The 26,619-nt window shown below is 68.7% G+C and carries 21 protein-coding genes and 1 pseudogene; 11 read left to right on the top strand and 11 right to left on the bottom strand.

Going from position 1 to position 26,619, the window contains the following annotated elements:
- Positions 1-17: 17 nt before the first annotated feature.
- From tpiA to JJB11_RS24800, 6 genes are all read right to left on the bottom strand, one after another.
- A complete protein-coding gene (tpiA, locus tag JJB11_RS24825) occupies positions 18-770 on the bottom strand; it encodes a triose-phosphate isomerase (RefSeq protein WP_201177859.1) in 753 nt (250 codons plus the stop codon).
- A 4-nt stretch (positions 771-774) separates the two neighbouring features.
- Positions 775-1,764 (bottom strand): NAD(P)H-quinone oxidoreductase, encoded by a 990-nt coding sequence (locus JJB11_RS24820; RefSeq protein WP_201177857.1) that lies wholly within the window; start codon positions 1,762-1,764, stop codon positions 775-777.
- A gap of 106 nt (positions 1,765-1,870) precedes the next feature.
- Positions 1,871-4,177, bottom strand: coding sequence for a polyribonucleotide nucleotidyltransferase (gene pnp / locus JJB11_RS24815; protein WP_201177855.1), 2,307 nt, complete (start codon positions 4,175-4,177; stop codon positions 1,871-1,873).
- 240 nt (positions 4,178-4,417) lie between these two features.
- Positions 4,418-4,681 (bottom strand): 30S ribosomal protein S15, encoded by a 264-nt coding sequence (gene rpsO, locus JJB11_RS24810; RefSeq protein WP_201177853.1) that lies wholly within the window; start codon positions 4,679-4,681, stop codon positions 4,418-4,420.
- Between the two features lie 313 nt (positions 4,682-4,994).
- A complete protein-coding gene (locus JJB11_RS24805; RefSeq protein ID WP_201177851.1) occupies positions 4,995-6,149 on the bottom strand; it encodes a pyridoxal phosphate-dependent aminotransferase in 1,155 nt (384 codons plus the stop codon).
- A gap of 200 nt (positions 6,150-6,349) precedes the next feature.
- Positions 6,350-7,621 carry a branched-chain amino acid ABC transporter substrate-binding protein gene (locus JJB11_RS24800; RefSeq protein WP_201177849.1) on the bottom strand — a complete coding sequence of 424 codons (1,272 nt, stop codon included), beginning with the start codon at positions 7,619-7,621 and terminating at the stop codon, positions 6,350-6,352.
- A gap of 141 nt (positions 7,622-7,762) precedes the next feature.
- Between JJB11_RS24800 and JJB11_RS24795 the strand changes: the two genes are divergently transcribed.
- A complete protein-coding gene (locus JJB11_RS24795) occupies positions 7,763-8,140 on the top strand; it encodes an Hsp20/alpha crystallin family protein (protein WP_201177847.1) in 378 nt (125 codons plus the stop codon).
- A 128-nt stretch (positions 8,141-8,268) separates the two neighbouring features.
- On the opposite strand, the gene JJB11_RS24790 is transcribed toward JJB11_RS24795, so the two are convergent.
- Together JJB11_RS24790 and JJB11_RS24785 are read right to left on the bottom strand one after the other, a co-directional pair.
- A complete protein-coding gene (locus JJB11_RS24790) occupies positions 8,269-8,661 on the bottom strand; it encodes a tautomerase family protein (RefSeq protein WP_201177845.1) in 393 nt (130 codons plus the stop codon).
- A gap of 3 nt (positions 8,662-8,664) precedes the next feature.
- Entirely contained in the window at positions 8,665-8,841 is a 177-nt protein-coding gene (locus tag JJB11_RS24785) for an RSP_7527 family protein (RefSeq protein ID WP_201177842.1), read from the bottom strand.
- Positions 8,842-9,078: 237 nt separating this feature from the next.
- On the opposite strand from JJB11_RS24785, the gene JJB11_RS24780 reads away from it, so the two are divergent.
- Positions 9,079-9,972 (top strand): LysR family transcriptional regulator, encoded by an 894-nt coding sequence (locus JJB11_RS24780; protein ID WP_201177840.1) that lies wholly within the window; start codon positions 9,079-9,081, stop codon positions 9,970-9,972.
- A gap of 16 nt (positions 9,973-9,988) precedes the next feature.
- Here JJB11_RS24780 and JJB11_RS24775 read toward each other — a convergent pair whose 3' ends face one another.
- Positions 9,989-10,633: a class I SAM-dependent methyltransferase gene (locus JJB11_RS24775; RefSeq protein ID WP_201177838.1), complete on the bottom strand. Its 645-nt coding sequence runs from the start codon at positions 10,631-10,633 to the stop codon at positions 9,989-9,991.
- 56 nt (positions 10,634-10,689) lie between these two features.
- Positions 10,690-11,727, bottom strand: a complete 1,038-nt coding sequence (gene tsaD / locus JJB11_RS24770; RefSeq protein WP_201177836.1) for a tRNA (adenosine(37)-N6)-threonylcarbamoyltransferase complex transferase subunit TsaD — start codon at positions 11,725-11,727, stop codon at positions 10,690-10,692.
- 496 nt (positions 11,728-12,223) lie between these two features.
- On the opposite strand from tsaD, the gene JJB11_RS24765 reads away from it, so the two are divergent.
- From JJB11_RS24765 to JJB11_RS24725, 9 genes are all read left to right on the top strand, one after another.
- Positions 12,224-13,444, top strand: coding sequence for a nitrate regulatory protein (locus tag JJB11_RS24765; protein ID WP_201177834.1), 1,221 nt, complete (start codon positions 12,224-12,226; stop codon positions 13,442-13,444).
- Between the two features lie 292 nt (positions 13,445-13,736).
- On the top strand, positions 13,737-15,110 hold the full coding sequence (locus tag JJB11_RS24760) for a CmpA/NrtA family ABC transporter substrate-binding protein (protein ID WP_201177832.1): 1,374 nt from the start codon (positions 13,737-13,739) through the stop codon (positions 15,108-15,110).
- A 13-nt stretch (positions 15,111-15,123) separates the two neighbouring features.
- Entirely contained in the window at positions 15,124-16,077 is a 954-nt protein-coding gene (locus tag JJB11_RS24755) for an ABC transporter permease (RefSeq protein ID WP_201177830.1), read from the top strand.
- 14 nt (positions 16,078-16,091) lie between these two features.
- The gene (locus JJB11_RS26480; RefSeq protein ID WP_201177828.1) at positions 16,092-17,939 is read left to right on the top strand and encodes an ABC transporter ATP-binding protein; all 1,848 of its coding nucleotides are present in this window, start codon (positions 16,092-16,094) and stop codon (positions 17,937-17,939) included.
- 36 nt (positions 17,940-17,975) lie between these two features.
- Complete coding sequence (locus JJB11_RS24745) at positions 17,976-18,827, top strand: formate/nitrite transporter family protein (RefSeq protein ID WP_201177826.1); 852 nt, start codon at positions 17,976-17,978, stop codon at positions 18,825-18,827.
- Between the two features lie 14 nt (positions 18,828-18,841).
- The gene (locus JJB11_RS24740; protein ID WP_201177824.1) at positions 18,842-20,605 is read left to right on the top strand and encodes a protein kinase domain-containing protein; all 1,764 of its coding nucleotides are present in this window, start codon (positions 18,842-18,844) and stop codon (positions 20,603-20,605) included.
- Between the two features lie 177 nt (positions 20,606-20,782).
- The gene (nirB, locus tag JJB11_RS24735) at positions 20,783-23,230 is read left to right on the top strand and encodes a nitrite reductase large subunit NirB (RefSeq protein WP_201177823.1); all 2,448 of its coding nucleotides are present in this window, start codon (positions 20,783-20,785) and stop codon (positions 23,228-23,230) included.
- Positions 23,227-23,601: a nitrite reductase small subunit NirD gene (gene nirD, locus JJB11_RS24730; RefSeq protein WP_201177822.1), complete on the top strand. Its 375-nt coding sequence runs from the start codon at positions 23,227-23,229 to the stop codon at positions 23,599-23,601. Before nirB ends, nirD begins: the two co-directional genes overlap by 4 nt.
- Positions 23,598-26,396: a molybdopterin-dependent oxidoreductase gene (locus JJB11_RS24725; RefSeq protein ID WP_201177821.1), complete on the top strand. Its 2,799-nt coding sequence runs from the start codon at positions 23,598-23,600 to the stop codon at positions 26,394-26,396. The genes nirD and JJB11_RS24725 overlap by 4 nt, the downstream gene beginning before the upstream one ends.
- Before the next feature lie 67 nt (positions 26,397-26,463).
- On the opposite strand, the pseudogene JJB11_RS26270 reads toward JJB11_RS24725, so the two are convergent.
- Positions 26,464-26,619 (bottom strand): annotated as a pseudogene (locus JJB11_RS26270) (IS110 family transposase); the annotation flags it as partial.

Below are 26,619 nucleotides of genomic sequence, written 5' to 3'. Positions count from 1 at the left end.
TTCTGGTCCGCGGCGCGTCAACGGCTGCCGGCGGCGATGATCTGCAGGAAGTCGGCCGCCTTCAGCGAGGCACCGCCGACCAGTCCGCCGTCGATGTCCTGCTGCGCCAGCAGGCTCGCGGCGTTGGCGGCGTTCATGCTGCCGCCGTACAGGATGTGCACGCGCTCGGCGTGCGCGGTGGCAGCGGCGAGCTGCTTGCGCAGGAGCGCATGCACCTGCTGCGCCTGCTCCGGCGTCGCCGTCCGGCCCGTGCCGATGGCCCACACGGGCTCGTACGCGACGACGATCTCGCTGATGCAGTGGCCGTTCACGTGGATGACGGCGGCCAACTGGCGCTTCACCACTTCTTCGGTGTGCCCCGCCTCGCGTTCGGCCAGCGTCTCGCCCACGCACACGATCGGCGTGATGCCGTGCGCGAGCGCCGTCTTGGCCTTCTCGGCGACCAGCGTGTCGCTCTCGCCGTGGTACTGGCGGCGCTCCGAATGGCCGACGATGGCATAGCGCACGCCGAACTCGCGCAGCATGGCAGCCGAAACCTCGCCGGTGTAGGCGCCGCTTTCGTGCTGCGAGACGTCCTGCGCACCGAGCTCCAGGGCGGAGCCGGACTTCAGCATCTGCACCTGCGCCAGGTAGGGCGCCGGCACGCAGACGGCGATCTCGCAGGCGGCGCCCTTCGTCCCGGCGACCAGCGCGCGCACGAGCGCGTCGTTGGCTTCCAGGTTGCCGTTCATCTTCCAGTTGCCGGCAATCAGCTTCTTCTTCTGGGTCATTGGCTCACCACACCAGGACGATCTTGCCCACGTGCTGGTTGGATTCCATGAGGGCGTGCGCCTGCGCGGCATCGGCCGCAGCGAAGGTCTTGAAGATCACGGGCTGGATCTTCTTCGCCTCGATCAGCGGCCAGATGTTCTTCTTCAGCGAGGCCGCGATGGCCTCCTTGAAGGCGACCGGACGCGGACGCAGCGTCGAGCCCGTGATGGTGATGCGACGGCGCAGCACCAGCCCGGAGTTGAACTCGCTCTTGGTCCCGCCTTGCACCGCGATGATCACGATGCGGCCGTCCTCGTTGACGCACTTCACTTCGCGGTCCACGTAGCTGCCGGCGACCATGTCGAGGATCACGTCCACGCCCTTGCCGTCGGTGAGCTTCTTGGCCTCTTCGGCGAAGTCCTGCGTCTTGTAGTTGATCGCCGCATCGGCGCCCAGCTTCACGCAGGCCTGGCACTTCTCGTCGGAGCCGGCCGTGGCCAGCACCTTGGATGCGCCCATCGCCTTGGCCATCTGGATGGCCGTGACGCCGATGCCGCTGGTGCCGCCCTGGACCAGGAAGGTCTCGCCCTTCTGCAGGCGGCCCCGGTCGAACACGTTGCTCCACACGGTGAAGAAGGTCTCGGGCAGCGAAGCCGCCTCGATGTCGCTCAGGCCCTTCGGCACCGGCAGGCACTGGCCCACCGGCGCGACGCACAGTTCGGCATAGCCGCCGCCGGCGACCAGTGCGCATACGCGGTCACCCCGCTTGAACCCGGCGGCCGCCATCGCGCCAGCGTCGCCGCCCAGGATGGTGCCCGCCACTTCCAGGCCGGGAATGTCGGAGGCGCCCGGAGGCACCGGGTAGTTGCCGGTGCGCTGGAGCACGTCGGGCCGGTTCACGCCGCTCGCCGCGACGCGGATCAGCACCTCGCCCGCCCCCGGGACCGGGTCCGGACGCTCACCGACGCGCAGGACTTCCGGCGCGCCGTACTGCGTGATCTCGATGGCTTTCATGATGACTCGCTCTCGCTAGTGACTTCGTTGCTGCGCAACTTCGATGACGAACGACCTGCGGGATGCAGTCATTCGCCAGCCCGCTGCGCAGCGCGGAAGCCAGCCGTCATTGCTGCGGCTCGTTGCCGCCGTTGCCGAAGTTGCCGCCGGTGTCCTGCACGACGGGCGTGGGCTCGCGCTGCTCGCGCGGCTCCCGCGGAGCACGGTCGCCACGCTCACCGCCGCGATCGCCCCGGTCGCCACGATCACCACCGCGGTCGCCGCGGTATTCACCGCGCGGGGGACGGTCGCCGCGCGGCTCGCGCTCGGGCATGCCTTCCGGACGCTCGGTGAGCGCCTTCATGGACAGCTTGACGCGGCCCTTGTCGTCGGTCTCCAGGACCTTGACCTTCACGACCTGGCCTTCGGACAGGTAGTCGCTGACCTTCTCCACGCGCTCGTGGGCGATCTGGCTGATGTGCAGCAGGCCATCCTTGCCGGGCAGCAGGTTGATCAGCGCGCCGAAGTCCAGGATCTTGGTGACCGGGCCTTCGTAGATCTTGCCGACTTCGACTTCGGCCGTGATCTGCTCGATGCGCTTCTTCGCCTCTTCGGCCTTGCCGGAGTCGGTGGACGCGATGGTGATGGTGCCGTCTTCCGCGATGTCGATCTGCGTGCCGGTCTCTTCGGTCAGCGCACGGATCACAGCGCCGCCCTTGCCGATCACGTCGCGGATCTTCTCCGGATTGATCTTCATCGTGTACAGGCGCGGCGCGAAGTTGGACACGTCCGACTTGGCCTCGCCCAGCGCTTCCTGCATCTTGCCCAGGATGTGCATGCGCGCTTCCTTGGCCTGCGCCAGCGCGACCTGCATGATCTCCTTGGTGATGCCCTGGATCTTGATGTCCATCTGCAGGGCCGTCACGCCGTTGACCGTGCCGGCCACCTTGAAGTCCATGTCGCCCAGGTGGTCCTCGTCGCCCAGGATGTCGGTCAGCACCGCGAAGCGGTTGCCTTCCTTGATCAGGCCCATGGCGATGCCGGCCACGTGGGCCTTCATCGGCACGCCGGCGTCCATCAGCGCCAGGCAGCCGCCGCAGACGGAAGCCATCGACGACGAGCCGTTGGACTCGGTGATTTCCGACACCACGCGCATCACGTAGGGGAACTCTTCCTTCGAGGGCAGCAGCGGGATCAGCGCGCGCTTGGCGAGGCGGCCGTGGCCCACTTCGCGGCGCTTGGTGGAGCCCATGCGGCCGGTTTCGCCGGTGGCGAACGGAGGCATGTTGTAGTGGAACAGGAAGCGGTCCTGGTACTCGCCGGCCAGCGCGTCGATGCGCTGCGCGTCCTGCTCGGTGCCCAGCGTGGCGATCACCAGAGCCTGGGTCTCACCGCGCGTGAAGAGGGCCGAGCCGTGCGTGCGGGGCAGCACGCCGGTGCGGATCTCGATGGGGCGCACGGTGCGCGTGTCGCGGCCGTCGATGCGCGGCTCGCCGGACAGGATCTGGCTGCGCACGATGCGCGCTTCGATGTCGAACAGCAGGTTGTCGACCTTGATCGGGTCGAACTCGACGCCCTGCTCCTTGAGCGTGGCGTGCACGGAAGCGGTGGCGTCCCGCAGCGCCTGGGTGCGGGCCTGCTTGCTGCGGATCTGGTAGGCGGCGCGGAACTTCTCTTCGGCGGCGGCCGTGACCTTCGCGATGAAGTCCTCGTCCTTGGCCGGCGGCTGCCAGTCCCACACCGGCTTGCCGGCTTCGCGCACGAGCTCGTGGATCGCGTTGATCGCGACCTTGCCCTGGTCATGGCCGAACACCACGGCGCCCAGCATCACTTCCTCGGACAGCTGCTGCGCTTCCGATTCCACCATCAGCACGGCGGCCTCGGTGCCGGCGACCACCAGGTCCAGGTCGGACATCTTGCGGGCCGTCGGGCCGGGGTTCAGCACGTATTCGCCATTGACGTAGCCCACGCGCGCCGCGCCGATGGGACCGTTGAACGGCAGGCCGGAGATGGACAGCGCGGCGGACACGGCGATCATCGCAGCGATGTCGGCGTCGACCTCGGGGTTCAGCGAGATGGTGTGGATGACCACATGCACCTCGTTGTAGAAGCCTTCGGGGAACAGCGGGCGGATCGGGCGGTCGATCAGGCGCGAGGTCAGCGTCTCGAGTTCCGAGGGCTTGGCTTCGCGCTTGAAGAAGGAGCCGGGGATCTTGCCGGCGGCGTAGGTCTTCTCGATGTAGTCGACCGTCAGGGGGAAGAAGTCCTGGCCCGGCTTGGAGGTCTTGGACCCCACCACGGTGGCCAGCACCACGGTGTCCTCGATGTCGACCAGCACGGCGCCGGAAGCCTGGCGGGCGATCTCGCCCGTTTCCATACGCACCGTGTGGTTGCCCCACTGGAACGACTTGGTGACCTTGTTGAAGATGCTCATGGCGTGTCCTCTTTTCTGTAGTTGGCCGGAGCGCCTGTGCCGAACACGATGCCATTCCCCAGGGGCAAGGGACTAGCGGCTCGGGACTAGGGGTTGCCGGGATGTCTCCCTGGCCCCTGATCCCTAGGCCCTAGCCCCTGGGGAATGACACAGCTCTTGTCCGGTCGCAGCAGCTCCGAAGTGAAAAACGCCTGAGCCAGTTGGAAAACCGTCTCAGGCGTTCATGGTCGCGGGGCTGCGTTACTTGCGCAGGCCCAGCTTGGAGATCAGTGCCGTGTAGCGCTCAGCGTCCTTGTCCTTCAGGTACGCGAGCAGGCTCTTGCGGCGGTTCACCATGCGCAGCAGGCCGCGGCGGCCGTGGTGGTCCTTGGCGTGCGTCTTGAAGTGCGGGGTGAGCTCGTTGATGCGGGCGGTCAGCAGTGCGACTTGCACTTCGGGGCTGCCGGTGTCGTTCGTGCCACGCGCGTTGGCGGCCACGATCTCTGCCTTGTTGAGGGCGGTCATGGAAATTCCTTGGGAGTTGTTGACTTGCGCGGGCCCTGCTGGAACTGCGGACCTGCGTGCGCTCTGCGACTGCAGAACCCGGTGATTATAGCCGAGGGCCCGTCCGCGGCCTCGGAGGGGCTATTGGGGCGGCTTGGCGGCTGCGGGCTGAGGTGCCCCCGAGGTTCGTAGGCCGGGCAACGTAGGCTGGGGTGAGCGACAGCGAACCCCAGCGATCCGGCGACGCGCCAGCAAGCTGGGGTTCGCTCTCGCTCACCGCCAGCCTACGAGGCAGCCCTCGGCCAGCCGACGAAGCAGGAGGTCGGCGCCAACCCTACCGGCTCAGCCAAGTGCCCAACCGGTCCACGCCCTGCCGCAAGCGGCCCAGATCCTTGCTCGCGAAGCACCAGCGCAGCCAGCCCTGCGCCTCGGGCGCGAAGGCGTTGCCGGGCGCCAGGCCGAGGCCCGCTTCGGCGACCAGCCGCTTGGCCAGCGCCAGCGAATCGCCGAAGCCGTCGAGCTTGAAGAACGCGTACATGCCGCCCTTGGCCGGGGTGAGTTCCACGCGCGGGATGGCCTGCAGCAGCGGCACCAGCGTGTCGCGGCAGGTCTTGAGATGCGCCACCACGCGCGGCGTCACTTCGTCCGTGCGCCGGATCGCTTCCACTGCCGCGCGCTGGGTGAACACGCTGGCGCAGGAGGTGTTGTACTCGATCAGCTTGCCCATGGGCTGGGTCATGGCCGGCGGCATGACCAGCCAGCCCAGGCGCCAGCCCGTCATGAGGAAGCTCTTGGAAAAGCTGTGGGCGACGATCAGGCGGTCGTCGGGCCGCGCGACGTCGAGGAAGCTGGGCGCGCAGCCCTTGGGCGTCGGCTCGTAGTACAGGCGTTCGTAGACCTCGTCGGCCAGGATCCAGGTGCCGGTGCGCCGGCAGTGCTCCAGGATCGCCTGCTGCTCGTCGCGCGAGAGCGTCCAGCCGGTGGGGTTGTTGGGGGCGTTCACGATCAGCAGGCGCGTGGCCGGGGTGATCGCGTCGAGCAGTTGCTGCAGGTCCAGCATCCAGGCGCCCTGCTTCGGCGTGAGCGATACGCGCTTGAGCTTCGCACCCATGATCAGCGCCTGCGCCGGCAGGTTGGGCCACACGGGCGTGACCGCCACCACCTCGTCGCCGGCATCCACCACCGCCTGGCACGCGAGCATCAGCGCGTTCACGCCACCGGACGTGACCGCGATGCGTTCCGCCCCCACGCTGCCGTGCAGCCTGGAAGCGTAAGCGGCGATCGCCTCGCGTAGCTCGGGCAGGCCAAGGTTGTGGGCATAGAAGGTCTCGCCGGCCCGCAGCGAGGCGATGGCCGCCTCGCGGATGAACTCGGGCGTCACTTCGTCGCTCTCCCCGAACCAGAACGCCAGCACGTCGCTGCGGCCCATGCCGGCGTTGGCCACTTCACGGATCTTGGATTCTTCGAGGTCGAGGATGGTCTGGCGCATGCCTGGATTGTCGGCGAGTGGCGACGACCCTGCTTGTTGGGCATGAGAACGCAGAGGACGCAAAGGTTACGCAGAGGACGCAGAAGGACATCCGGAAAAATTCAAGGATTTCTCGTCCTGATCTTTTCTCCTTGCCTTCTCTGCGTCCTCTGCGAAACCTCTGCGCACTCTGCGTTCACCTGCTCGATGAAGCCGAACGCTCAGGCCGGCCGCACCATCTTGCAGGTCGTCGGCATTTCCACCTTGGGCGGCGGGAACTGGCGGATGACGCGGAAGCCGTAGCCGGAGCCTTCGACGTCGAAAGGGACGCCGGGCGTGCCCTGGCGCTCCATCAGGCCGACCACCAGGGGTTGCTGGAACTGGTGGTCGGAGGCGCGCATGCGGCCGATCCAGCCGGAGAAGGACACCGAGGCCTGCTCCAGGGCGGTGGCCAGCGGCACGGCGTCCACGGTGCCCGCGCGCTCGATGGATTGGGCCAGCGCCTCGATCATCAGCTGCAGGCGCATGTGCACGTAGTCGTCGGCGGGGTTCGGGTAGCGCCGGCGGAAGGCGCGGTAGAAGTCCGCGCTCTGCTGCGCCGGCACGTTGGGCAGCCACTCCGCCACCGCCAGCACCTTGCCGACGCCCGCATCGCCCATGGCGGCCGGCGCGCCCAGCGCGTTGCCGTAAAAGGTGTAGAAGCGCCCGTCGTAGCCGACCTCGCGCGCGGCCTTCACCAGCAGCGTGAGGTCGTTGCTGAAATTCCCCGTGATCACCGCGTCGGCGCCGCTCGCCTTGATCTTGGCCGCGTAGGGCGCGAAGTCCTTGATGCGCAGCAGCGGGTCCAGCTCCTCGCCCACGATGCGAATGTCGGGCCGCCGCAGTGCGAGCTGGCGCTTCGCCTCGCGCTGCACCGACTGCCCGAAGCTGTAGTCGGGGTTGATCAGGTACACCGACTTCACGGCCGCATCTTCCTTCAGCACCGACATCAGCGCCGCCATGCGCATGTCGGCGTGCGCGTCGAAGCGGAAGTGCCAGAAGCTGCACTTCTCGTTGGTGAGGCTGGGGTCCACCGCCGCGTAATTGAGGAACACCACGCGCCGGTCCGGCTCGCGCTCGTTGTGCCGCTCGATGGCTTCAATCAGCGCCGCGGCCACCGCGGACGAATTGCCTTGCAGGATGATGCGCGCGCCGCCGTCGATGGCGGAGTGCAGCGCCGCGATCGCCTCCTCGATCTGGCCCTTGCTGTCGTAGCGATCGAGCTCCAGCGGCCGGCGGCCCTCGCGGGTGCGCACGCCACCACGCTGGTTGACGCGCTCGACGGCCCACACCAGGTTGCGGTAGACGGCCTCGCCGCCGTTCGCGTTGCCGCCGGAGAGGCCTTCGATCAGCGCCAGCTTGATCGAAGGCACGGCGGCTTGCGCCGAGGCGAAGGCGGGAAGAAATGCCACCGTGGCGAGCGATTTCAAGATCGCGCGACGGGTTTTTTTCATGTGCAGGAATCCCTTGAAATGCGCGGCCTGGTGCGCAGATGGGGACCAGGCGGCAATTGATACGAGAGCCGCGCAGTTTAGGGGAGCGGCAGGTACGTAGTTTGCCGATCTCCACCCGATTACCGACAGGAGTTGACCATCATGTTCTTCGCACCCGCCCTTCGCACCCGCGCCTACGTGCCGGCCGCCCGTTCCTTCGATCGCTCGTTCGAGCGCTTCCTGAACGAATCCTTCTCCACCCCGTTCCACGGCGTGAAGGTGGAACAGAACGAGGAGGCCTGGACCGTGTCCCTCGACCTGCCCGGCGTCACCCGCGAGCAGCTGGCGATCGACGTCGACGGCGCCGTGGTCCGCGTGCAGACCGCCAAGGAAGCCGCGCGCCAGTACAAGGCCGCCTACGAGCTGCCGGCCGAGATCGACGCCGAGGCGACCAGCGCGAAGCTGGAGAACGGCGTGCTGACCCTCACCCTGGGCAAGAAGAAGCCCGTGGTGACGGCCCGCCAGATCGAAGTCAAGTAAGTCCCCCGCCTCCCCGAGTCACTGGACGACCCTCCGCGCTACGCGCTGCGGGATTCGCCCTTGGGGCGGCCCGGCGGGCTCATGCGGGGAAGCAGGTTGAAAGCAGAAGAAGCCGAAGCGCCCGTGCCTCACAGCACGGGCGTTTTCGTTCTGCGCTCCGCCTGCGTGCGGCCGCCCCAGCCCCAGTCGGTGGCCGCCACCTCCTGCACGACCACATAGCTCGCCTCCTCGAGCGGCCCGAGCTGCTGCGCGAGCTCCTCGTAGGCCGCGGCGATGAAGGCCTCCTTTTCCTCGGCGCTGTTCGTGCCCTCCGTGACACGGATCTCCAGCAGCGCCGTGGCCCGGCCCGGATTGCGGCCGCCCACGAACCAGCGTCCTGGCCACAGCTCCTCGATCACGACCGCGGTGACTTCGCGGCGCTTGCCCAGCACCTGCGTGGACAGGTCGGTCAGCCGGCGCGCGAGCACCTGCAGGCGTTCGGCGGCCTGGGGCGGCGTGAGCTTCAGTTGCAAGGTGGGCATGGTTCAGGCCTCCGGCAGCAGTTGCTCGTCGCGCGAGCTCGCGACACGATGCACGAGGCGGCGCAGCGCCCGGCCGATGGCGGCGAAGAAGGCGGTGATCGCCTCGTTGCGCAGCGACTGCGCGCGCAGTTCGGCGACGTCCATGCAGCGGGCGAAATCCTCGGTGTGGCGGTAGTCCATGGCAGCTCCTGTGGGATGCCTGCACTCTAGGAACGCGGGGCCGTTCGCGAAACGCAGCCGCCCGCAAAGTGCTTTTGCGCCGCCAGCAAGGCGGGCCAGTGACCCGTAGGCTGGTGGTGAGCCGCAGGCGAACCCCAGCTTGCTGCGCCACGCTGCATCGCTGGGGTTCGCTGTGCTCACCGCCAGCCTACGAAAGCCGGTCGCGTGGAGTCACGCGTGCCGCTACCATCGCAGCCCATGCGCAACCTGCAGTTCGACGAGATGGCACTCTATGCGCGGGTGGCCGAACTCGGCTCGCTGTCGGCCGTCGCCCGCGAGCGGGACGTGCCGGTCAGCCTGGTGTCACGCACGCTCTCGCGGCTGGAGAAGGCTTGCGGCGCGCGGCTGATGCATCGGTCCACGCACGGCCTCTCGCTGACCGATGAAGGCCGCACCTTCCTCGAATACAGCCGCCGCGCGCTAGTCACCATGGAGGAAATGGAAGGCGCGTTCGCGCAGCGCTCGGGCGAGCCGAGCGGCGTCGTGCGCGTGGCCTCCAGCACGGTGGTCGCGCAATACCAGCTGGTGCCCAGCCTGCCGGGGCTGGCGCAGCGCCATCCGCGACTGCAGGTGGAACTCGAGGTGGGCGACCGGCTGCTGGACATGACGCGCGACGGCATCGACATCGCGATCCGCACGGCCGCGAACCTGCCGGACACCGTCGTCGCGCGGCAGATCGGCACGCTCGGGCGCGCGCTGTACGCAGCGCCTTCGTATGCGCAGGCGCACGGCCTGCCGCGCAAGCCGGACGAACTCGCCGGCCACGCGCTGATCACCAACAGCGCCTCGACGATGCTCAACGACTGGCCGTTCCTGGTCGATGGCGCTCCCTGGGTCTATCCGGCGCAAGGCCGCTGGCGCACGAACGACACCAACATGGCCGCGACCATGGTGCTGCAAGGCCTGGGCATCGCCCGGCTGGCGACGCTGGTCGGCGACCCGCTGGTGGCCGATGGCGCACTGGTCGCGGTGCTGCCGGAGTTCGTCGACCTGCGGCCCGCCCCGGTGTATGCCGTGACCGGCAGCACGCGGCACCGCCTGCCCAAGATCAAAGCCTGCCTGGACTACTGGCAGGCCTGGTTCGCGCGCTAGGGTCCGGCGCGGTGCTTCAGGTCGGCTTGCGCGCGACCAGGCCCAGCAGCGCCGAATGCCCGCGGTGGCCAGTGCCTTCGGCGAGCTCGGCCTCGTATTCGCGGATGTCCAGGATCTCCATGCCGAGGAAGGCCTCGTGCAGGAGCTCCGGCGTGTACATGTGCGAGGCGATCGGCGGGCCGCCCGTGCGGAACTCCAGCTGCCGCGGCGTGTACCCCTGCAGCACGAGGATGCCGCCCGGCTTGAGGCAGCGCACCATGCCCTCGAAGATGCGCGCGCGCAGCATCGGGTCGGCGAACTGGATGAAGATCGCCACCACGCCGTCGTAGAGCCCCTTGGGCCACTGCAGGTGGGCGATGTCGGCGACGGCGAAGTTCACCTTGACGCCGGTGACCCGCGCAAAGTCGCGTGCCTTGCGCACGGCCACCTCGGAGATGTCGAAGGCGTCGACCGTGAGGCCTTGCTGGGCGAGCCAGACGCTGTTGCGTCCCTCGCCGTCGGCGACGCACAGCACGCGCTGGCCCGCCTGCCACACGTTGGCGTGGTCGTGCAGCCAGGTGTTCGGCTCGGTGCCGAAGAGATAACCGGGTTCGGAGAAGCGGCGGTTCCAGGTGCCCGCCGGGTCGTCGAACGCGTGACCGGAATTGCCAGGGACGCTCATGCCTTCATTTAGGCACGCTCTCCGGCCTCCCTGCTTTCGGGGAAACCCTTTCGGGCTCAGCCCTCAGTCAGTTCGCCGAGCGGCCAGCGCGGCCTGACGTCGAAGGCGTAGTCGGCGCGCGCCTGCTGCACGCCGCCCTGCAGCCGCATCGCGGCCGCGAGGGCGATCATGGCCCCGTTGTCGGTGCAGAGGGCCAGTTCGGGATAGTGCACGCGCACGCCGCGCCGGGCGCAGGCGGCGTCGAGCTGCGAGCGCAGGCGGCGGTTCGCCCCCACCCCGCCAGCGACGACGATGCGCCGCAGCCCGCTGCGCTCGAGCGCAGCCAGCGATTTCTTCACCAGGACCTCGACAATCGCCGCTTCGGTCGAAGCCGCGAGGTCGGCCTTGCGCTGCTCCAGCGCGTCCCCCAGCTTGTGCACCTGCGTGAGCACGGCCGTCTTCAGGCCCGCGAAGGAGAAGTCGAGGTCGCCGCTGTGCAGCAGTGGGCGCGGCAGCTTGAAGGCCGCTGGGTCGCCCTGCTCCGCCAGCCTGGACAGGGCCGGACCGCCCGGATAAGCCAGCCCGAGCAGCTTGGCGGACTTGTCGAAGGCCTCGCCCGCCGCGTCGTCGATGGTCTCGCCCAGCAGCGTGTAGCGGCCGACCCCCTCGACCTGCATCAGCTGCGTGTGGCCGCCAGAGACCAGCAGGGCAATGAAGGGAAAGGCCGGCGGGTCCGCGCTGAGGAACGGCGACAGCAAATGCCCTTCCAGGTGATGCACGCCCAGCACGGGCCGGCCGAGCGCCGCGCCCAGTGCGCAGGCGACACCCGCCCCGACCAGCAGTGCGCCCGCGAGGCCCGGGCCACGCGTGTAGGCGACGACATCCACGTCGGCGAGATGGCACCCGGCCTCGTCCAGCACCTGCTGCGCCAGAGGCAGCACGCGCCGGATGTGGTCGCGGCTGGCGAGTTCCGGCACCACGCCGCCATAGGCCTGGTGCATCTCCACCTGGCTGTGCAGCGCGTGCGCGCGCAGCCGCGGGACCTGCGTCCCCGCCGCTTCGACCAGCGCCACGCCGGTCTCGTCGCAGGACGACTCGATGCCCAGAACGATCATGCGTCGAGTGTAGCGGTCGGTCCATTCCCCGGCTCCGGGCGGCAGTTTGAGGCATGCGGCCGATCGGGCAGGAGAACGCAGAGGACGCAATGGTTACGCAGAGGACGCAGAGGAACATCCTTTTATTGGTTTTCTCTGCGTCCTCTGCGAAACCTCTGCGCACTCTGCGTTCCATTGCCCCGCTCAGCCACGGACCTTCGCCTCGGCACGCTCGCGGTTGCGCAGAGGACAGAGAGAACGCAGAGGAACATCCTTTATTGGTTTTCTCTGCGTCCTCTGCGTAACCTTTGCGCACTCTGCGTTCCATTGCTCCGCTCAGCCACGAACCTTCGCCTCGGCACGCCCGCGGTTGCGCAGAGGACAGAGAGAACGCAGAGGAACATCCTTTTATTGGTTTTCTCTGCGTCCTCTGCGTAACCTCTGCGCACTCTGCGTTCCATTGCCCCGCTCAGCCACGGACCCGCCCTCCGGCACGCTTGTTGCTGCACTCACCGCAATGAAGTCCGGATCCCATTTCCTCCTCGCCGCCCGCCAATGCGAGATCGCCGAGCTCGAGGAGCTCGCGCGCACCAGTGAGTTGGTCGGCGCCATCGGCCGTTTCATCCACGCCTTGCAGCGCGAGCGCGGCATCAGTGGCGTGTTCCTGGGTTCGCAAGGTCGCCGCTTCGCCCAGCAGCGCTTGCAGCAGGTCGCCGCCTGCGAGGGCGCGGAGCAGGAGGTGCGCGCCCAGCTCGATTGCCTGGACACCGGCAGCAGCGAGGTGCGCAACGGCTCCCGCCTGTTCGGCCGGGTGGCCGTCGTGCTGCACGGGCTGGCCGGCCTGCCCTCGCTGCGCGAGCGCGTCGCCGCGTTGGCCTTGCCGGCGAGCGAGGCGAGCGCCGCGTTCACCCGCCTGGTCGCCGGGCTGCTGGCCGTCGTCTTCGAGGCCGCGGACACCGCGACCGACCCGCAGGTTTCGCGTGCGCTGGTCGCCCTGTTCAACTTCATGCAGGGCAAGGAGTTCGCCGGCCAGGAGCGCGCCTTCGGAGCCCGCGCCTTCGCCGCCGGCCGGATCGACGAGGCGGCCCGGCAGGAGTGGGAACACCTGATCGAGTCGCAGCAGGCCTGCATGGCCTTGTTCGCGGAGTTCGCCAGCACCGGCGTGCTGGAAACCGATCGCGCCAGCCAGGAGCCGGCCGTGCTGGCGCAGGTGGAAAAGCTGCGCCGCATCGGTTGCACGGCGCGCGACGGCCGCCTCGACCCCGAGTTGAGCGACGCGTGGTACGAGCAGTGCACGCTGCGCATCGACGCGATGCGCAGCGTGGAGGACCGGCTCACCGCGCATTTGCGCAGCGTGTGCGGGGAACGCATTGCCCAGGCCCGCGCGGAGCTGCGGGACCAGCGCGCGCTGCTCGACGCGCTCGCGGCCCAGGCGCAGGACAGCGAACCGGCAAGCGGCCGCTGGGGCCCGCACCTCGAACGCTCGGTGCTCGAACTGGTGCAGCAGCAGTCACTGCGGCTGCAGGCGATGAGCGACGAACTGGAGCAGGTGCGCACCAGCCTCAACGAGCGCAAGGTGATCGAGCGCGCCAAGGGCCTGCTGATGGCCCACCGCAACCTGAGCGAGGACGACGCGTACAAGGCGCTGCGCCAGATGGCCATGAACCAGAACCGGCGCATCGTGGAAGTGGCGGGCGCAGTGCTGTCGTTCGCGGACATGCTGCCCGGCACGCGCTGAAAAGGGGAGCTCCGGCGCACGACAAGGGTGCGCGGCGGCACCAAGCCCGGTCTCGTCGTGCCGCTGCAGCCGCGCCTGCGCTACCGGCGCTCGCCCTTTCCCTCCAGCACTGTGGCCGGTGCAGCGCGCTTTCGGAACGGGCTGGCACGGTGCCTGCTAGCAAGAGGGTATCGGGCGCCAACGGCGGCGCCCGCCCCGAGTTTCCACCTGGACAACGGCGTCCATCACCCGCGCGGGCGCGCGGAGCGATGGGCGCCTTCTTGTTTTCGACCTGCCTTCGGAGCCCATGACGATGCATGCCTCTTCCATCCCGGTGAAGCGCCGGACCGTCCTGACCGCTGCCGCCGCCCTGGGCAGCGCCGCGTTCGGCCTGCCCGCCACGGCGCTCGCGCAGAAGAAGGCGCGGCCGGAAAAGGAGGTGCTGAAGTTCGGCTTCATCAAGCTGACCGACTGCGCTCCGCTGGCGGTCGCGCTGGAGAAGCACTTCTTCGAGGACGAGGGCCTCATCGTCACGCTGGAAGCCCAGGCGAACTGGAAGGTTCTGCTCGATCGCGTGATCGACGGCCAGCTCGATGGCGCGCACATGCTGGCGGGCCAGCCGCTGGGCGCCACCATCGGCATCGGCACGCAGGCCGACATCGTCACCGCGATGTCGATGGACCTCAACGGCAATGCCGTCACCGTGTCCAACGAGGTGTGGAAGGAAATGAAACCCCTGCTGCCGACGAAGGACGGGCAGGTGGTGCACCCGATCAAGGCCGACGCGCTGAAGAAGGTCGTCGACAAGTGGAAGGCCCAGGGCCGCTCGTTCAGGATGGGCATGGTCTTCCCGGTCTCCACGCACAACTACGAGCTGCGCTACTGGCTGGCGGCCGGCGGACTGAACCCGGGTTACTACACGCCGGCGGACGTGACCGGCACGACCAAGGCCGACGTGCTCCTGTCGGTCACGCCGCCGCCGCAGATGCCGGCCACCATGGAAGCGGGCACCATCAACGGCTACTGCGTGGGCGAGCCGTGGAACCAGCAGGCGGTGTTCAAGAACATCGGCGTGCCGGTGGTGATGGACCACGAGATCTGGGCCTACAACCCCGAGAAGGTGTTCGGCGTCACGCGCGGCTTCGCGGACAAGTACCCCAACACGCACGTCGCCATCGTGAAGGCGATGATCCGCGCCTGCATGTGGCTGGACCAGTCGATGGCCAACCGCGTCGAGGCCGTGAAGCTGCTCGCCAGGCCGGCCTATGTGGGCGCCGACGCCGCGGTGATAGCCAACAGCATGACCGGCACCTTCGAGTTCGAGAAGGGCGACAAGCGCCCGGCGCCGGACTTCAACGTCTTCTTCCGCAACTTCGCCACCTTCCCCTTCTACAGCGACGCCATCTGGTACCTCACGCAGATGCGCCGCTGGGGCCAGGTCGCCGACAACAAGCCGGACAGCTGGTACTTCGAGACGGCGAAGAAGGTGTACCTGCCGGACGTGTACCGCGCCGCCGCCGCCGCCCTCGTGGCCGAAGGCAAGGCCAAGGCGACGGACTTCCCCAAGACCGACGGCTTCAAGGACAAGCAGGGCGGATTCATCGACGGCGTCGTGTACGACGCGCGCAAACCCAACGATTACCTCAACAAGTTCCGCATCGGCCTGAAGGCCGCGGACAAGGCCTGAACGGAGCACCCCCATGCAGATGCTGCTGAAACTGGCCGACCCGCGCGACGCGCTGCGCCGCCTCGTCTTCTCGCTGGGCGTGCCGCTGCTGGCGATCGCGCTGTTCCTGGGGCTGTGGTCGATCGTCGCCGCCCGCATCCACACCAGCCTGGGCGTCGTGCCCGGTCCCACGCAGGTCGTGCACGAGGCGCAGTCGCTTTGGGCGGAACACGCCGCCGAAGCGAAGCGCCGCTCCGAGTTCTACGCCCGCCAGGAAGAGCGCATCCAGGAGCGCCTGAAGGAAGAACCGGGCTGGGTGCCCGAGCGCCACGCCTATCCCGCGCGCCCCACCTACCTCACGCAGATAGCCACCAGCCTGCTGACCGTGTTCGCCGGGTTCCTGCTGGCGACGCTCATCGCGGTGCCGCTGGGCATCCTGGCCGGCTCCTCGCGCGTCGTGCAGGCCGCGATCAATCCCATCGTGCAGCTGTTCCGCCCCGTGTCGCCGCTCGCCTGGCTGCCCATCGTGACGCTGGTGGTCAGCGCGCTGTACGCCACCAACGGCGGCGAGCCCTTCGTGCAGAAGTCCTTCCTCATCTCCGCGGTGACGGTGACGCTGTGCTCGCTGTGGCCGACGCTGATCAACACCGCCATCGGCGTGAACTCGGTGGACCGGGACCTGGTGAACGTCGGCCGCGTGCTGCAGCTGCCCCTGGCCACGCGGGTGCGCAGGATCATGCTGCCCTCCGCCCTGCCCTACATCTTCACCGGCATGCGCCTGTCGCTGGGCGTGGGCTGGATGGTGCTGATCGCCGCGGAAATGCTGGCGCAGAACCCCGGCCTCGGCAAGTTCGTCTGGGACGAGTTCCAGAACGGCAGCTCCGCCTCGCTGGGCCGCATCCTGGTCGCGGTCTTCACGATCGGCGGGATCGGCTTCGCGCTGGACCGCCTGATGCAGCTGCTGCAGCAGCTCGTGAGCCACAAGTGAAGGTGGATGCCGACATGCATGCAGTGCTGGCCTCCTCCGTCAAAACAACGGACACCCCGCCCCGGCTTGCCGCCGTCCCTGCGCCCGCCGCACTGGAATTGCGCAGCGTGGGCAAGGGCTTCGGCGCAGGCAAGCGGCGCACCGAGGTGCTCACTAACGTGGACCTGCGCATCGCGCCCGGCGAGTTCGTCGCCGTCGTCGGCTTCTCCGGCACGGGCAAGACCACGCTGGTGAACCTGCTCGCGGGCCTGGCCACGCCGGACCGCGGCGAGGCGCTGCTGCAGGGGCGGCCGATCACCGGCCCCGGCCCGGACCGCGGCATCGTCTTCCAGAGCTACTCGCTGATGCCGTGGCTCACCGTCGGCGAGAACGTCGCGCTGGCGGTCGATCGCGTGCGCGCGGGCGACGACGCGGCGACGCGCGCCGAGCAGGTCAGGCGCTACGTCGCGATGGTGGGCCTCAGCGCCGCCATCGACAAGAGGCCGGCGCAACTCTCGGGCGGCATGCGCCAGCGCGTGAGCGTGGCGCGGGCGCTCGCCACCGATCCCGAGGTGCTGCTGCTCGACGAACCGCTCTCGGCGCTCGACGCGCTCACCCGCGCGCAGTTGCAGGACGAGATCGTCGGCCTGTGGGACCAGCCAGGCAGCGCGCGCAAGACCGTGCTGCTGATCACCAACGACGTGGACGAGGCCTTGATGATGGCCGACCGGGTGATTCCGCTGTGCCTGCCCGGCACGCCCGGCGCCGGATCGACCTTGGGGCACAGCTTCGAGGTGGACCTGCCCCGGCCGCGCGACCGCGCTGCGATGAACCACGACCGGCGCTTTCGCGCGCTGCGCGCGGAGATCACGCAGACGCTGCTGGACATGGCCCACGCGCGCCAGGCGCGCACCGGGGCGGCCGTGATCTCGCTGCCGACGCTGGTGCCGCGCTCCGGCCCGCCGACGCATCGGCCCACGCTCGCGACGCTGCTGAACCTGCGCCATGCGCAACTGGCCGAGCGCATCGAGAGCGAGACCGCCGCTGCCGAGGCGTCGCCCCTGCCGGGGCCAGCGCGCGCAGCCGCGCTGCGCGCCGACGAAGACCGTTTCGTCGACTTCTCGCAGGTGGTCAAGGTCTATCCCACGCCCAAGGGCCCGCAGACCGTCGTCGACGGATTCGACCTGCGCATGCGGCGCGGCGAGTTCGTGTCCCTGATCGGCCATTCGGGCTGCGGCAAGAGCACGGTGCTGTCGATGATCGCGGGCCTGGCCGACGTGACCGACGGCGTGATCGTGCTGGGCGGCCGCGAAGTGAAGGACGCCGGGCCCGACCGCGGCCTGGTGTTCCAGTCGCCCAGCCTCGTGCCTTGGCTCACCGCCTTCGACAACGTGATGCTCGGCGTCGCGAAGGTGTTCCCGCATGCCAGCGCGGCCGAGCGGCGCGACGCCGTGGCCTACCACCTGCAGCGCGTCGGCCTGGCGGACGCCATGCACAAGAAGGCCGGCGAGCTGTCCAACGGCATGAAGCAGCGCGTGGGCATCGCACGCGCCTTCGCATTGCAACCGAGGCTGCTGCTGCTGGACGAGCCCTTCGGCATGCTGGATGCGCTCACCCGCTGGGAGTTGCAGGAAGTGCTGATGGAGGTCTGGGCGCGCAGCCGCGTCACCGCCATCATGGTCACGCACGACGTCGACGAGGCCATCCTGCTGGCCGATCGCGTCGTGATGATGACCAACGGGCCGCGCGCCCGCATCGGCAAGGTCATGGACGTGCCGCTGGAGCGCCCGCGGAGCCGCGAGGCGCTGATCACCCATCCCCGTTACTACGCACTGCGCGAGGAGCTGATCGGCTTCCTGGCGGAGTGCGGTCGCCAGCACTGAGCCTTCGCGTCCCCCATTCATTACCAAGGAGCCCCCATGGCCTACCTCGTCCCCAGTGAGTTCGTGACCAAGATGGTCGACGCCGGTGAATCCAAGATCTTCATGTCCACGCGCGACACGGTGATCCGCGCCTACATGGCAGGCGCCATCCTCGCCTTGTCTGCCGCGTTCGCCGTGACCGTCACCGTGCAGACCGGCAATGCGCTGGCCGGCGCCATCCTGTTCCCGGTGGGCTTCTGCATGCTGTACCTCATGGGCTTCGACCTGCTGACCGGCGTGTTCACGCTGGCGCCGCTGGCCCTGATCGACAAGCGACCCGGCGTCACCGCGGGCGGCGTGGCGCGCAACTGGGCGCTGGTGTTCATCGGCAACTTCGCCGGCGCGCTCACCGTGGCCCTGTTCATGGGCATCATCTTCACCTTCGCCTTCACCACGGAGCCGAATGCGGTCGGCCAGAAAATCGGCAGCATCGGCGAGGCCCGCACGCTCGGCTACGCCGCGCACGGCGCCGCCGGCATGCTGACCCTCTTCATCCGCGGCGTGCTGTGCAACTGGATGGTCTCCACCGGCGTCGTCGGCGCGATGATGTCCACCAACCTGAGCGGCAAGGTGGTGGCCATGTGGATGCCCATCATGGTGTTCTTCTACATGGGCTTCGAGCACTCGGTGGTGAACATGTTCCTGTTCCCCTCGGGCCTGATGCTCGGTGGCAAGTTCTCCATCGCCGACTACTTCATCTGGAACGAGATCCCCACGGTGATCGGCAACCTGGTGGGCGGCCTCACCTTCGTGGGCCTGGCGCTCTACTCGACGCACGTGCGCACCGCACCGAAACGGACCGCGTCGGTGAGCGAAGCGACGCCGGCCGTGTCCCCGCGCTTCGGCTGAAGCGGGCGCTTCCCGTGCAGCGCGACCCCGTCGCCGCGCTCGCCGCCGCGGCGGGTTTGCGCGTCCGCATCGGCCAGCACACGGAAGCCGGCCGCAAGGCGATCAACCAGGACTTCCATGCCGCCTGCATCCCGCAGGCGGCGCCGCTGGCGGCCAAGGGCGTGGTGCTCGCCCTGGCCGACGGCATCGGCAGCAGCCGGGTCAGCCGCGTCGCGAGCGAGGCGGCAGTGCGTGCGGCCGTCGAGGACTACTACTGCACGTCGGACGCCTGGAGCGTGAAGAGGTCCATGCAGGCCGTGCTCGGCGCCATCAACGCGTGGCTGCACGCGCAGACGCAGCGCAGCGCGATGCGGCACGACCAGGACCGCGGCTACGTCTGCGCGCTCGCCGCGCTGGTGCTCAAGGGCCGCACGGCGCACCTGTTCCACGCCGGCGATGTGCGCGTGGTCCGGATGCAAGGCGGCACGCTGGAGCAACTCACGGAGGACCATCGCGTCTGGATCGGCGGCGGCCAGAGCCAGTTGAGCCGCGCGATCGGCTTCCGGCCCGCACTGGAGCTGGACTACCGCACGCTGCCGCTTGCAGCAGGCGACGTGTTCCTGCTGGCCTGCGACGGCGTGCACGAACACCTGCCGGCCACTGCGATGGCCGACATCCTGCAACGCCACGGCGACGATCCCGACGCGGCCGCGCGCGCGCTCGTCGCCCGAGCGCTGGCCGCGGGCAGCGAGGACAACCTCACGGCGCAGGTCGTTCGCGTGGACGCGCTCCCGCCGCCGGACGCGCCCGAAGCCTTGCAGCTGCGCGAGGGCCTCGCTCCCGCCCCGCTGCTTGCGCCGCGCGAGGTGTTCGACGGCTACCGCATCGAGCGCGAGCTGCACGGCAGCAGCCGCAGCCATGTCTATCTCGCCACCGACCTGGAGACCGGTGCGCGGGTGGCGCTGAAGGTGCCCTCGGTGAACCTCGGCGGCGACGCCGCCTACCTGGACCGGCTGATGCTGGAGGAGTGGATCGCCCGCCGCCTGCGCAGCCCTCACGTCCTGCGTGCCCACGAGCGCACGCGTCCCCGCAGCCACCTCTACCTGGCGATGGAATACGTCGATGGCCGCACGCTCGCGCAGTGCTTGCGCGACCACCCCGTGGTCGATATCGAACGGGTGCGCGATATCGTGGAGCAGGTCGCGCGCGGCCTGCAGGCCTTCCACCGCATGGAGATGGTGCACCGCGACCTGCGGCCGGAGAACATCCTCATCGACCGCAGCGGCACCGTGAAGATCATCGACTTCGGCAGCGTGCGGGTGGCCGGGCTGAGCGACGACGGCGGCTCGCAGCCTGAGCAGGTGCTGGGCACCTTGCAGTACACCGCGCCGGAATGCTTCCTCGGCGAGCCTGCGACCGCGCGCTCGGACCTGTTCTCGCTGGGCGTCATCGCCTACCAGATGCTCAGCGGCCGGCTTCCTTATGGTGCACGCGCCGCCAGGCTGCGCACACGGACGGAGCAGGCGCGCCTGGCGTACACGAGCGTGCTGGATGACGCGCGCGCGATCCCGGCCTGGCTGGACGCTGCGCTCGCGAAAGCGGTCCATCCGCTGCCGCACAAGAGGCAGGCCGCGCTGTCCGAATTCGTGCACGACCTGCGCCATCCTCCCGCGGACTGGGTCGCGCGCCGGCGGCCGGCGCTGGCCGAGCGGCATCCGGTGCGCTTCTGGCAGGCGATCTCGCTGGGCCTGGCGCTGCTCGCGCTCGTCGAGCTGGCGCTGCTGCACGCACGCGCTTGAAGCGCACCTCGGCCCGGATTGCGGCTGGCACGTTCCCTGCAAGTGAATCGCCATCGGGTGCAACGCCGCACCCGGGCCGTGCACCGGGTGCCGGCCGCGCGCACAACGCCGTGTGCTGTTTGTCCCCCAACGCCGTTGCGGCCTCCGGGCTGGCCGGCACAGACACGCGGAGTTCCCATGGAGAAGATGAAACTGGTCATGGTCGGCAACGGCATGGCCGGCGTGCGCACGATCGAGGAGCTGCTCAAGATCGCGCCGGGCCTGTATGACGTCGCCGTGTTCGGCGCCGAGCCCCATCCCAACTACAACCGCATCCTGCTGTCGCCCGTGCTGGCCGGCGAGCAGACGCTGGACGAGATCGTCCTCAACTCCTGGGACTGGTACGAGCAGAACGGCATCCGCCTGCACGCCGGCAGGAAGGTGGTCCAGATCGACCGCGTCAAGCGGGTCGTGCGCGCCGAGGACGGCACCGAGGAGCCCTACGACCGGCTGCTGCTCGCGACCGGATCCAACCCCTTCCTGCTGCCGGTGCCGGGCAAGGACCTGCACGGCGTGATCGCCTACCGCGACATCGCCGACACCAACGCGATGATCGAGGCGGCGCAGAAGTTCAGGAAGGCCGTCGTGATCGGCGGCGGCCTGCTCGGACTGGAAGCGGCCAACGGCCTGATGAAGCGCGGCATGGACGTCACCGTGGTGCATGTCATGCCCTGGTTGATGGAGCGCCAGCTCGACGACGTCGCCGGCAAGCTGCTGCAGAAGTCGCTGGAGGAGCGCGGCCTGAAGTTCCTGATCGGCGCCCATACCCAGGAGCTGGTGGGCGGCGAAGACGGCCGCGTGCAGTCCATCCGCTTCAAGGACGGCACCGCTCTGGACACCGACCTGGTCGTGATGGCCGTCGGCATCCGTCCCAACACCGAACTCGCCGAGAAGGCGCGCATCCACTGCAACCGAGGCATCGTGGTCAACGACACGATGCAGACCGTGACCGACGCGCGCATCTACGCGGTGGGCGAGTGCGCAGCGCACCGCGGCATCGCCTACGGGCTGGTCGCGCCGCTGTTCGAGCAGGCCAAGGTGGCGGCGAATCATCTCGCGCAGTTCGGCATCGGCCGCTACACCGGCTCGCTCACCTCCACCAAGCTGAAGGTGACCGGCATCGACCTCTTCTCCGCGGGCGAGTTCATGGGCGGCGACGGGGCCGAGGAGATCGTGATGAGCGATCCCTTCGGCGGCGTCTACAAGAAGCTGGTGATCAAGGACGACAAGCTGGTCGGCGCCTGCCTCTACGGCGACACGGTGGACGGCAGCTACTACTTCAAGCTGCTGCGCGAAGGCCGCAAGGTGGGCGACATCCGCGACAAGCTGATGTTCGGCGAGTCCAACCTGGGCGACGCCGGCCACCAGGGCCAGGACAAGGCCGCCGCGCTGGCGGACGCGGACGAGGTCTGCGGCTGCAACGGCGTCGACAAGGGCACGATCTGCAAGGCCATCAAGGAGAAAGGCCTGTTCACGCTGGACGAGGTGCGCAAGCACACCAAGGCCAGCGCCTCCTGCGGGTCCTGCACGGGCCTGGTGGAACAGATCATCATGTTCACGGCCGGCGGCGACTTCTCCGCCGCGCCGAAGAAGAAGGCGCTGTGCGGCTGCACGGACCACAGCCACCAGGAGGTGCGCGACGCGATCCGCGCCAACAAGCTGGTCACGATCGCCGACACCATGAAGTTCATGGAATGGCGCACGCCCAACGGCTGCTCCACCTGCCGCCCGGCGCTGAACTACTACCTGATCTCGACCTGGCCCAAGGAGGCGAAGGACGATCCGCAATCGCGCTACATCAACGAGCGCAGCCACGCGAACATCCAGAAGGACGGCACCTATTCCGTGATCCCGCGCATGTGGGGCGGCGAGACCACGGCCTCCGAATTGCGCCGCATCGCCGACGTGGTCGACAAGTACCGGATTCCCACCGTGAAGGTCACCGGTGGCCAGCGCATCGATCTGCTGGGCGTCAAGAAGGAAGACCTGCGCAACGTGTGGCAGGACCTGGGCATGCCATCGGGACACGCCTACGCGAAGGCCCTGCGCACCGTGAAGACCTGCGTGGGCAGCGAGTGGTGCCGCTTCGGCACGCAGGACTCCACGCAGATGGGCAAGGACCTCGAACGGGCGCTGTGGCGCATGTACGCGCCGCACAAGGTGAAGCTGGCCGTGTCGGGCTGTCCGCGCAACTGCGCCGAGTCGGGCATCAAGGACGTGGGCGTGATCGGCGTGGACTCCGGGTGGGAGATCTACGTCGGCGGCAACGGCGGCATCAAGACCGAGGCCGGGCAGTTCTTCTGCAAGGTCAAGACGTCCGATGAGGTGCTGGAGTACAGCGGCGCCTTCCTGCAGCTCTATCGCGAGGAAGGCTGGTACCTGGAGCGCACGGTGCACTACATCAACCGCGTCGGCCTGGACTACGTGAAGAAGAAGATCCTCGAGGACCACGCAGGCCGCAAGGCGCTGTGGGAACGCCTGCAGTTCGCGCTGGATGGCGAACCCGACCCGTGGTTCGAGCACGAGAAGGCGGCGGTGGACACCCGCCAGTTCGAGAAGCTGAGCACCGAGGAGCAGCCCGCATGAAGAGCCAGGACTGGCAAGTGATCTGCCGGGTGGAAGACATCCCGGTGCTGGGCGCACGTCGCGTGGCGCGCGAACGCGGCATGGACGTGGCGGTGTTCCGCAACGACCAGGACCAGGTGTTCGCGCTGCTCGATCGCTGCCCGCACAAGGGCGGACCGCTCTCGCAAGGCATCGTGTTCGGCACCAGCGTGGCCTGTCCCTTGCACAACTGGAGCATCGGCCTGGACGACGGCTGCGCGAAGGCGCCCGACGAAGGCTGCACCCAGCGCTTTTCGTGCCGCGTGGAGTCGGGCGAGGTGCTGCTGGACCCGGTGGAACTGGCGACGCTCGCGATCGACGCGCAGCCGACTAAGGCAGGACCTTGCCGGTGAAGGAAACGAAATCGACCTGCCCCTATTGCGGGGTGGGTTGTGGCGTCATCATCCAGTCCGAGGGCGACCAGATCACCGGCGTGCGCGGCGACCCGGAGCATCCGGCCAACTTCGGGCGGCTGTGCACCAAGGGGTCCACGCTGCATCTCACGGCCTCGGCGGCGGTGACGCGGCGGGCGCGCCTGCTGCAACCGATGCTGCGGGCGCAGCGCGGCGACAAGCCGGTGCACACGGACTGGGACACGGCGCTGGACCTCGCCGCCGATCGCTTCCATGCCATCGTGCAGGAGCACGGGCCGGACGCGGTGGGCTTCTACCTCTCGGGCCAGCTGCTCACGGAGGACTACTACGTCTTCAACAAGCTGGCCAAGGGCCTGCTCGGCACCAACAACGTCGACACCAACTCGCGGCTTTGCATGAGCAGCGCCGTCGCCGGCTACAAGATGACACTGGGCGCGGACGCGCCGCCCAACTGCTACGACGACGTGAACCATGCCGACTGCATCTTCATCGTCGGCAGCAACACCGCGTTCGCGCATCCGGTCCTGTTCCGCCGCATCGAGGAAGCCAGGGCTGCGCGGCCGCAGATGAAGATCATCTTCTGCGACCCCCGCCGCACCGACACGGCCGAACTCGCGGACCTGTATCTCCCGGTGCAGCCCGGCACCGACGTGATGCTGTTCCACGGCCTGCTGCACATCATGCTGTGGGAAGGCTGGACGCGGCCCGACTACATCGCGGCGCACACGACGGGATTCGATGCACTGAAAGCCGTGGTTCGCGAATGCACGCCGGAGCGCGTCGCGCAGACCTGCGGCATCGCGAAGGAAGACCTGTTCACCGCGGCGCGCTGGTTCGCCACCTCGCCCGCGACGCTGAGCCTCTATTGCCAGGGCCTGAACCAGTCCGCCAACGGCACCGCGAAGAGCGCGGCGCTGATCAACCTGCACCTCGCCTGCGGCCAGATCGGCAAGCCCGGCGCCGGCCCGTTCTCGCTGACGGGCCAGCCCAATGCAATGGGGGGACGCGAAGTGGGCGGACTGGCCAACCTGCTCTCGGCGCATCGCGATCTCGCGAACCCGCAGCACCGCGCCGAGGTTGCCGCCTTGTGGGGCGTGCCTTCCGTGCCGAAGCAGCCCGGCAAGACGGCGGTGGAGATGTTCCAGGCCGCCGCCGACGGCGAGATCCGGGCCTTGTGGATAGCGTGCACCAACCCTGCGCAGTCCATGCCGGACCAGGCGACGGTGCGGCGCGCGCTGCAGCGCGCCGAGTTCGTCGTGGTGCAGGAAGCGTTTGCGACCACCGCCACCTGCGAGTACGCCGACCTGCTGCTGCCGGCGACGACCTGGGGGGAAAAGGAAGGCACGGTGACCAACAGCGAGCGGCGCATCAGCCGAGTGCGGGCAGCGGTGCCAGCGCCGGGGAGTGCACGGCACGACTGGTCGACCGCGGTCGGGTTCGCGCGCCGCATGCAAGTGCGCCTCGTGCGACACGAACGCCTCTTCGACTACTCCACACCCGAACAGATCTGGCTGGAGCATCGGGAATCCACGCGCGGCCGCGACCTCGACATCACAGGCCTCAGCTACGCGCAACTCGAAGCCGCCCCGCAGCAATGGCCCTTCCCCGAAGGCGCCACCGCCGGCCGCGCACGCCTCTACGAAGACGGCAGCTTCCCCACGGCGGACGGCAAGGCGCGCTTCGCTCCCGTGCAGTACGTGCCGGTCGCCGAGCCGCGCGAATCGCGCTATCCCTTCTCGCTGACCACGGGCCGGCTGCGCGACCAGTGGCACGGCATGAGCCGCACGGGCACGCTGGGCCGGCTGTTCGGCCACGTGCCGGAGCCCGCGGTGCAACTGCATCCGCAAGACATGGAGCGCCGCCAGTTGCAGGACGGCGACCTCGTGCACGTCACGTCCAGGCGTGGCTCGATCGTGCTGCCAGCGCAGGCGAGCACCGAACTGGGACTGAACCAGGCTTTCATCGCGATGCACTGGGGACCCGAGTACCTGAGCGGCGTGTCGAGCACCGGCGAGCCTCTCGCCGGCGTCAATGCGCTCACGACCTCGGCGTACTGCCCCAGCTCGAAGCAGCCGGAGCTGAAACACGCTGCCGTGAAGATCCTCAAGGCGGAACTGCCGTGGACCTTGCTCGCCGCCGCCTGGCTACCAGGCGACCAGGCCCTGCAGTCCCGCGAGGAGCTCAAGGCCTTCATGGGCCTGTTCCCCTTCGCCTCTTGCGTTCCCTTCTCCAACGACGCGCCGCTGCAGCAGGCGGCGACCCGCGAACGCAGCGGCGTGCTGTTCCGCGCCGCCGCCTACGAAGCGCCGCCCGACGAAGTCCTGCAGCGACTCGAACGCCTCCTCGGTCTCGCAGGCGCCGACACATTGCGCTACGCCGACCGCCGCCGGGGACAGAGGCGCAGCGTGCGCGTGCAGCGCGCAGGCGCCGACCAACTGATCCAGGGCATGCTGCTCGCCGGCGATACGCGCGCGGAAAGCTGGCTCAAGGCCTTGCTGCTGCAGGAACTGCCCGCGCAGGCGTACGGGCGCCTGCTGCTCTCGCCCGGCGCCAAGGCGCCAGTCGCGGTGCAGAAGAAGGGCAAGCAGGTGTGCACTTGTTTCGGCGTCGACGCGCCCGCGATCGAGGCACGGCTCGCCCAATGCACGGGTGGGCCGGAAGAACGGCTGGCGTCGCTGCAGGCCAGCCTGCGCTGCGGGACGAATTGCGGCTCGTGCGTGCCGGAGTTGAAACGGATGGTGCGGGCGGGTGCGGGCTTCGCGGAGGCGGCGTAGCTGGGGTTCGCGGAGCTCACCGCCAGCCTACGAAGGAGCGGGATCGTCGTAGATACTGTGTTCTCCGTCAAGCGGAGTGGAGTGCCGGATTGAATGGAATTCCGGATTTCAACACTCCGTAGGCGATCGCCACCAGCTTGCGCATCAGAGCTCCGAGAACGAGCTTCTTTGGCTTGCCCGCAGCGAGCAGCCGAGTGGCGAATGCCTTGCCCCAAGGCGTGCG

It is taken from the genome of Ramlibacter ginsenosidimutans (genome assembly GCF_016654015.1).
In the GTDB taxonomy this organism is placed as follows: domain Bacteria; phylum Pseudomonadota; class Gammaproteobacteria; order Burkholderiales; family Burkholderiaceae_C; genus Ramlibacter; species Ramlibacter ginsenosidimutans.
Note: the sequence above shows the minus strand (reverse complement) of the source record. Positions and strands in the feature narration are given on the sequence as shown.

What these genes read in the sequence shown, in the direction of transcription:
- tpiA (WP_201177859.1), bottom strand. Translation starts at nt 770, where the DNA reads ATGACCCAGAAGAAGAAGCTGATTGCCGGCAACTGGAAGATGAACGGC.
- JJB11_RS24820 (WP_201177857.1), bottom strand. Translation starts at nt 1,764, where the DNA reads ATGAAAGCCATCGAGATCACGCAGTACGGCGCGCCGGAAGTCCTGCGC.
- pnp (WP_201177855.1), bottom strand. Translation starts at nt 4,177, where the DNA reads ATGAGCATCTTCAACAAGGTCACCAAGTCGTTCCAGTGGGGCAACCAC.
- rpsO (WP_201177853.1), bottom strand. Translation starts at nt 4,681, where the DNA reads ATGACCGCCCTCAACAAGGCAGAGATCGTGGCCGCCAACGCGCGTGGC.
- JJB11_RS24805 (WP_201177851.1), bottom strand. Translation starts at nt 6,149, where the DNA reads ATGCGCCAGACCATCCTCGACCTCGAAGAATCCAAGATCCGTGAAGTG.
- JJB11_RS24800 (WP_201177849.1), bottom strand. Translation starts at nt 7,621, where the DNA reads ATGAAAAAAACCCGTCGCGCGATCTTGAAATCGCTCGCCACGGTGGCA.
- JJB11_RS24795 (WP_201177847.1), top strand. Translation starts at nt 7,763, where the DNA reads ATGTTCTTCGCACCCGCCCTTCGCACCCGCGCCTACGTGCCGGCCGCC.
- JJB11_RS24790 (WP_201177845.1), bottom strand. Translation starts at nt 8,661, where the DNA reads ATGCCCACCTTGCAACTGAAGCTCACGCCGCCCCAGGCCGCCGAACGC.
- JJB11_RS24785 (WP_201177842.1), bottom strand. Translation starts at nt 8,841, where the DNA reads ATGGACTACCGCCACACCGAGGATTTCGCCCGCTGCATGGACGTCGCC.
- JJB11_RS24780 (WP_201177840.1), top strand. Translation starts at nt 9,079, where the DNA reads ATGCGCAACCTGCAGTTCGACGAGATGGCACTCTATGCGCGGGTGGCC.
- JJB11_RS24775 (WP_201177838.1), bottom strand. Translation starts at nt 10,633, where the DNA reads ATGAGCGTCCCTGGCAATTCCGGTCACGCGTTCGACGACCCGGCGGGC.
- tsaD (WP_201177836.1), bottom strand. Translation starts at nt 11,727, where the DNA reads ATGATCGTTCTGGGCATCGAGTCGTCCTGCGACGAGACCGGCGTGGCG.
- JJB11_RS24765 (WP_201177834.1), top strand. Translation starts at nt 12,224, where the DNA reads ATGAAGTCCGGATCCCATTTCCTCCTCGCCGCCCGCCAATGCGAGATC.
- JJB11_RS24760 (WP_201177832.1), top strand. Translation starts at nt 13,737, where the DNA reads ATGCATGCCTCTTCCATCCCGGTGAAGCGCCGGACCGTCCTGACCGCT.
- JJB11_RS24755 (WP_201177830.1), top strand. Translation starts at nt 15,124, where the DNA reads ATGCAGATGCTGCTGAAACTGGCCGACCCGCGCGACGCGCTGCGCCGC.
- JJB11_RS26480 (WP_201177828.1), top strand. Translation starts at nt 16,092, where the DNA reads ATGCATGCAGTGCTGGCCTCCTCCGTCAAAACAACGGACACCCCGCCC.
- JJB11_RS24745 (WP_201177826.1), top strand. Translation starts at nt 17,976, where the DNA reads ATGGCCTACCTCGTCCCCAGTGAGTTCGTGACCAAGATGGTCGACGCC.
- nirB (WP_201177823.1), top strand. Translation starts at nt 20,783, where the DNA reads ATGGAGAAGATGAAACTGGTCATGGTCGGCAACGGCATGGCCGGCGTG.
- nirD (WP_201177822.1), top strand. Translation starts at nt 23,227, where the DNA reads ATGAAGAGCCAGGACTGGCAAGTGATCTGCCGGGTGGAAGACATCCCG.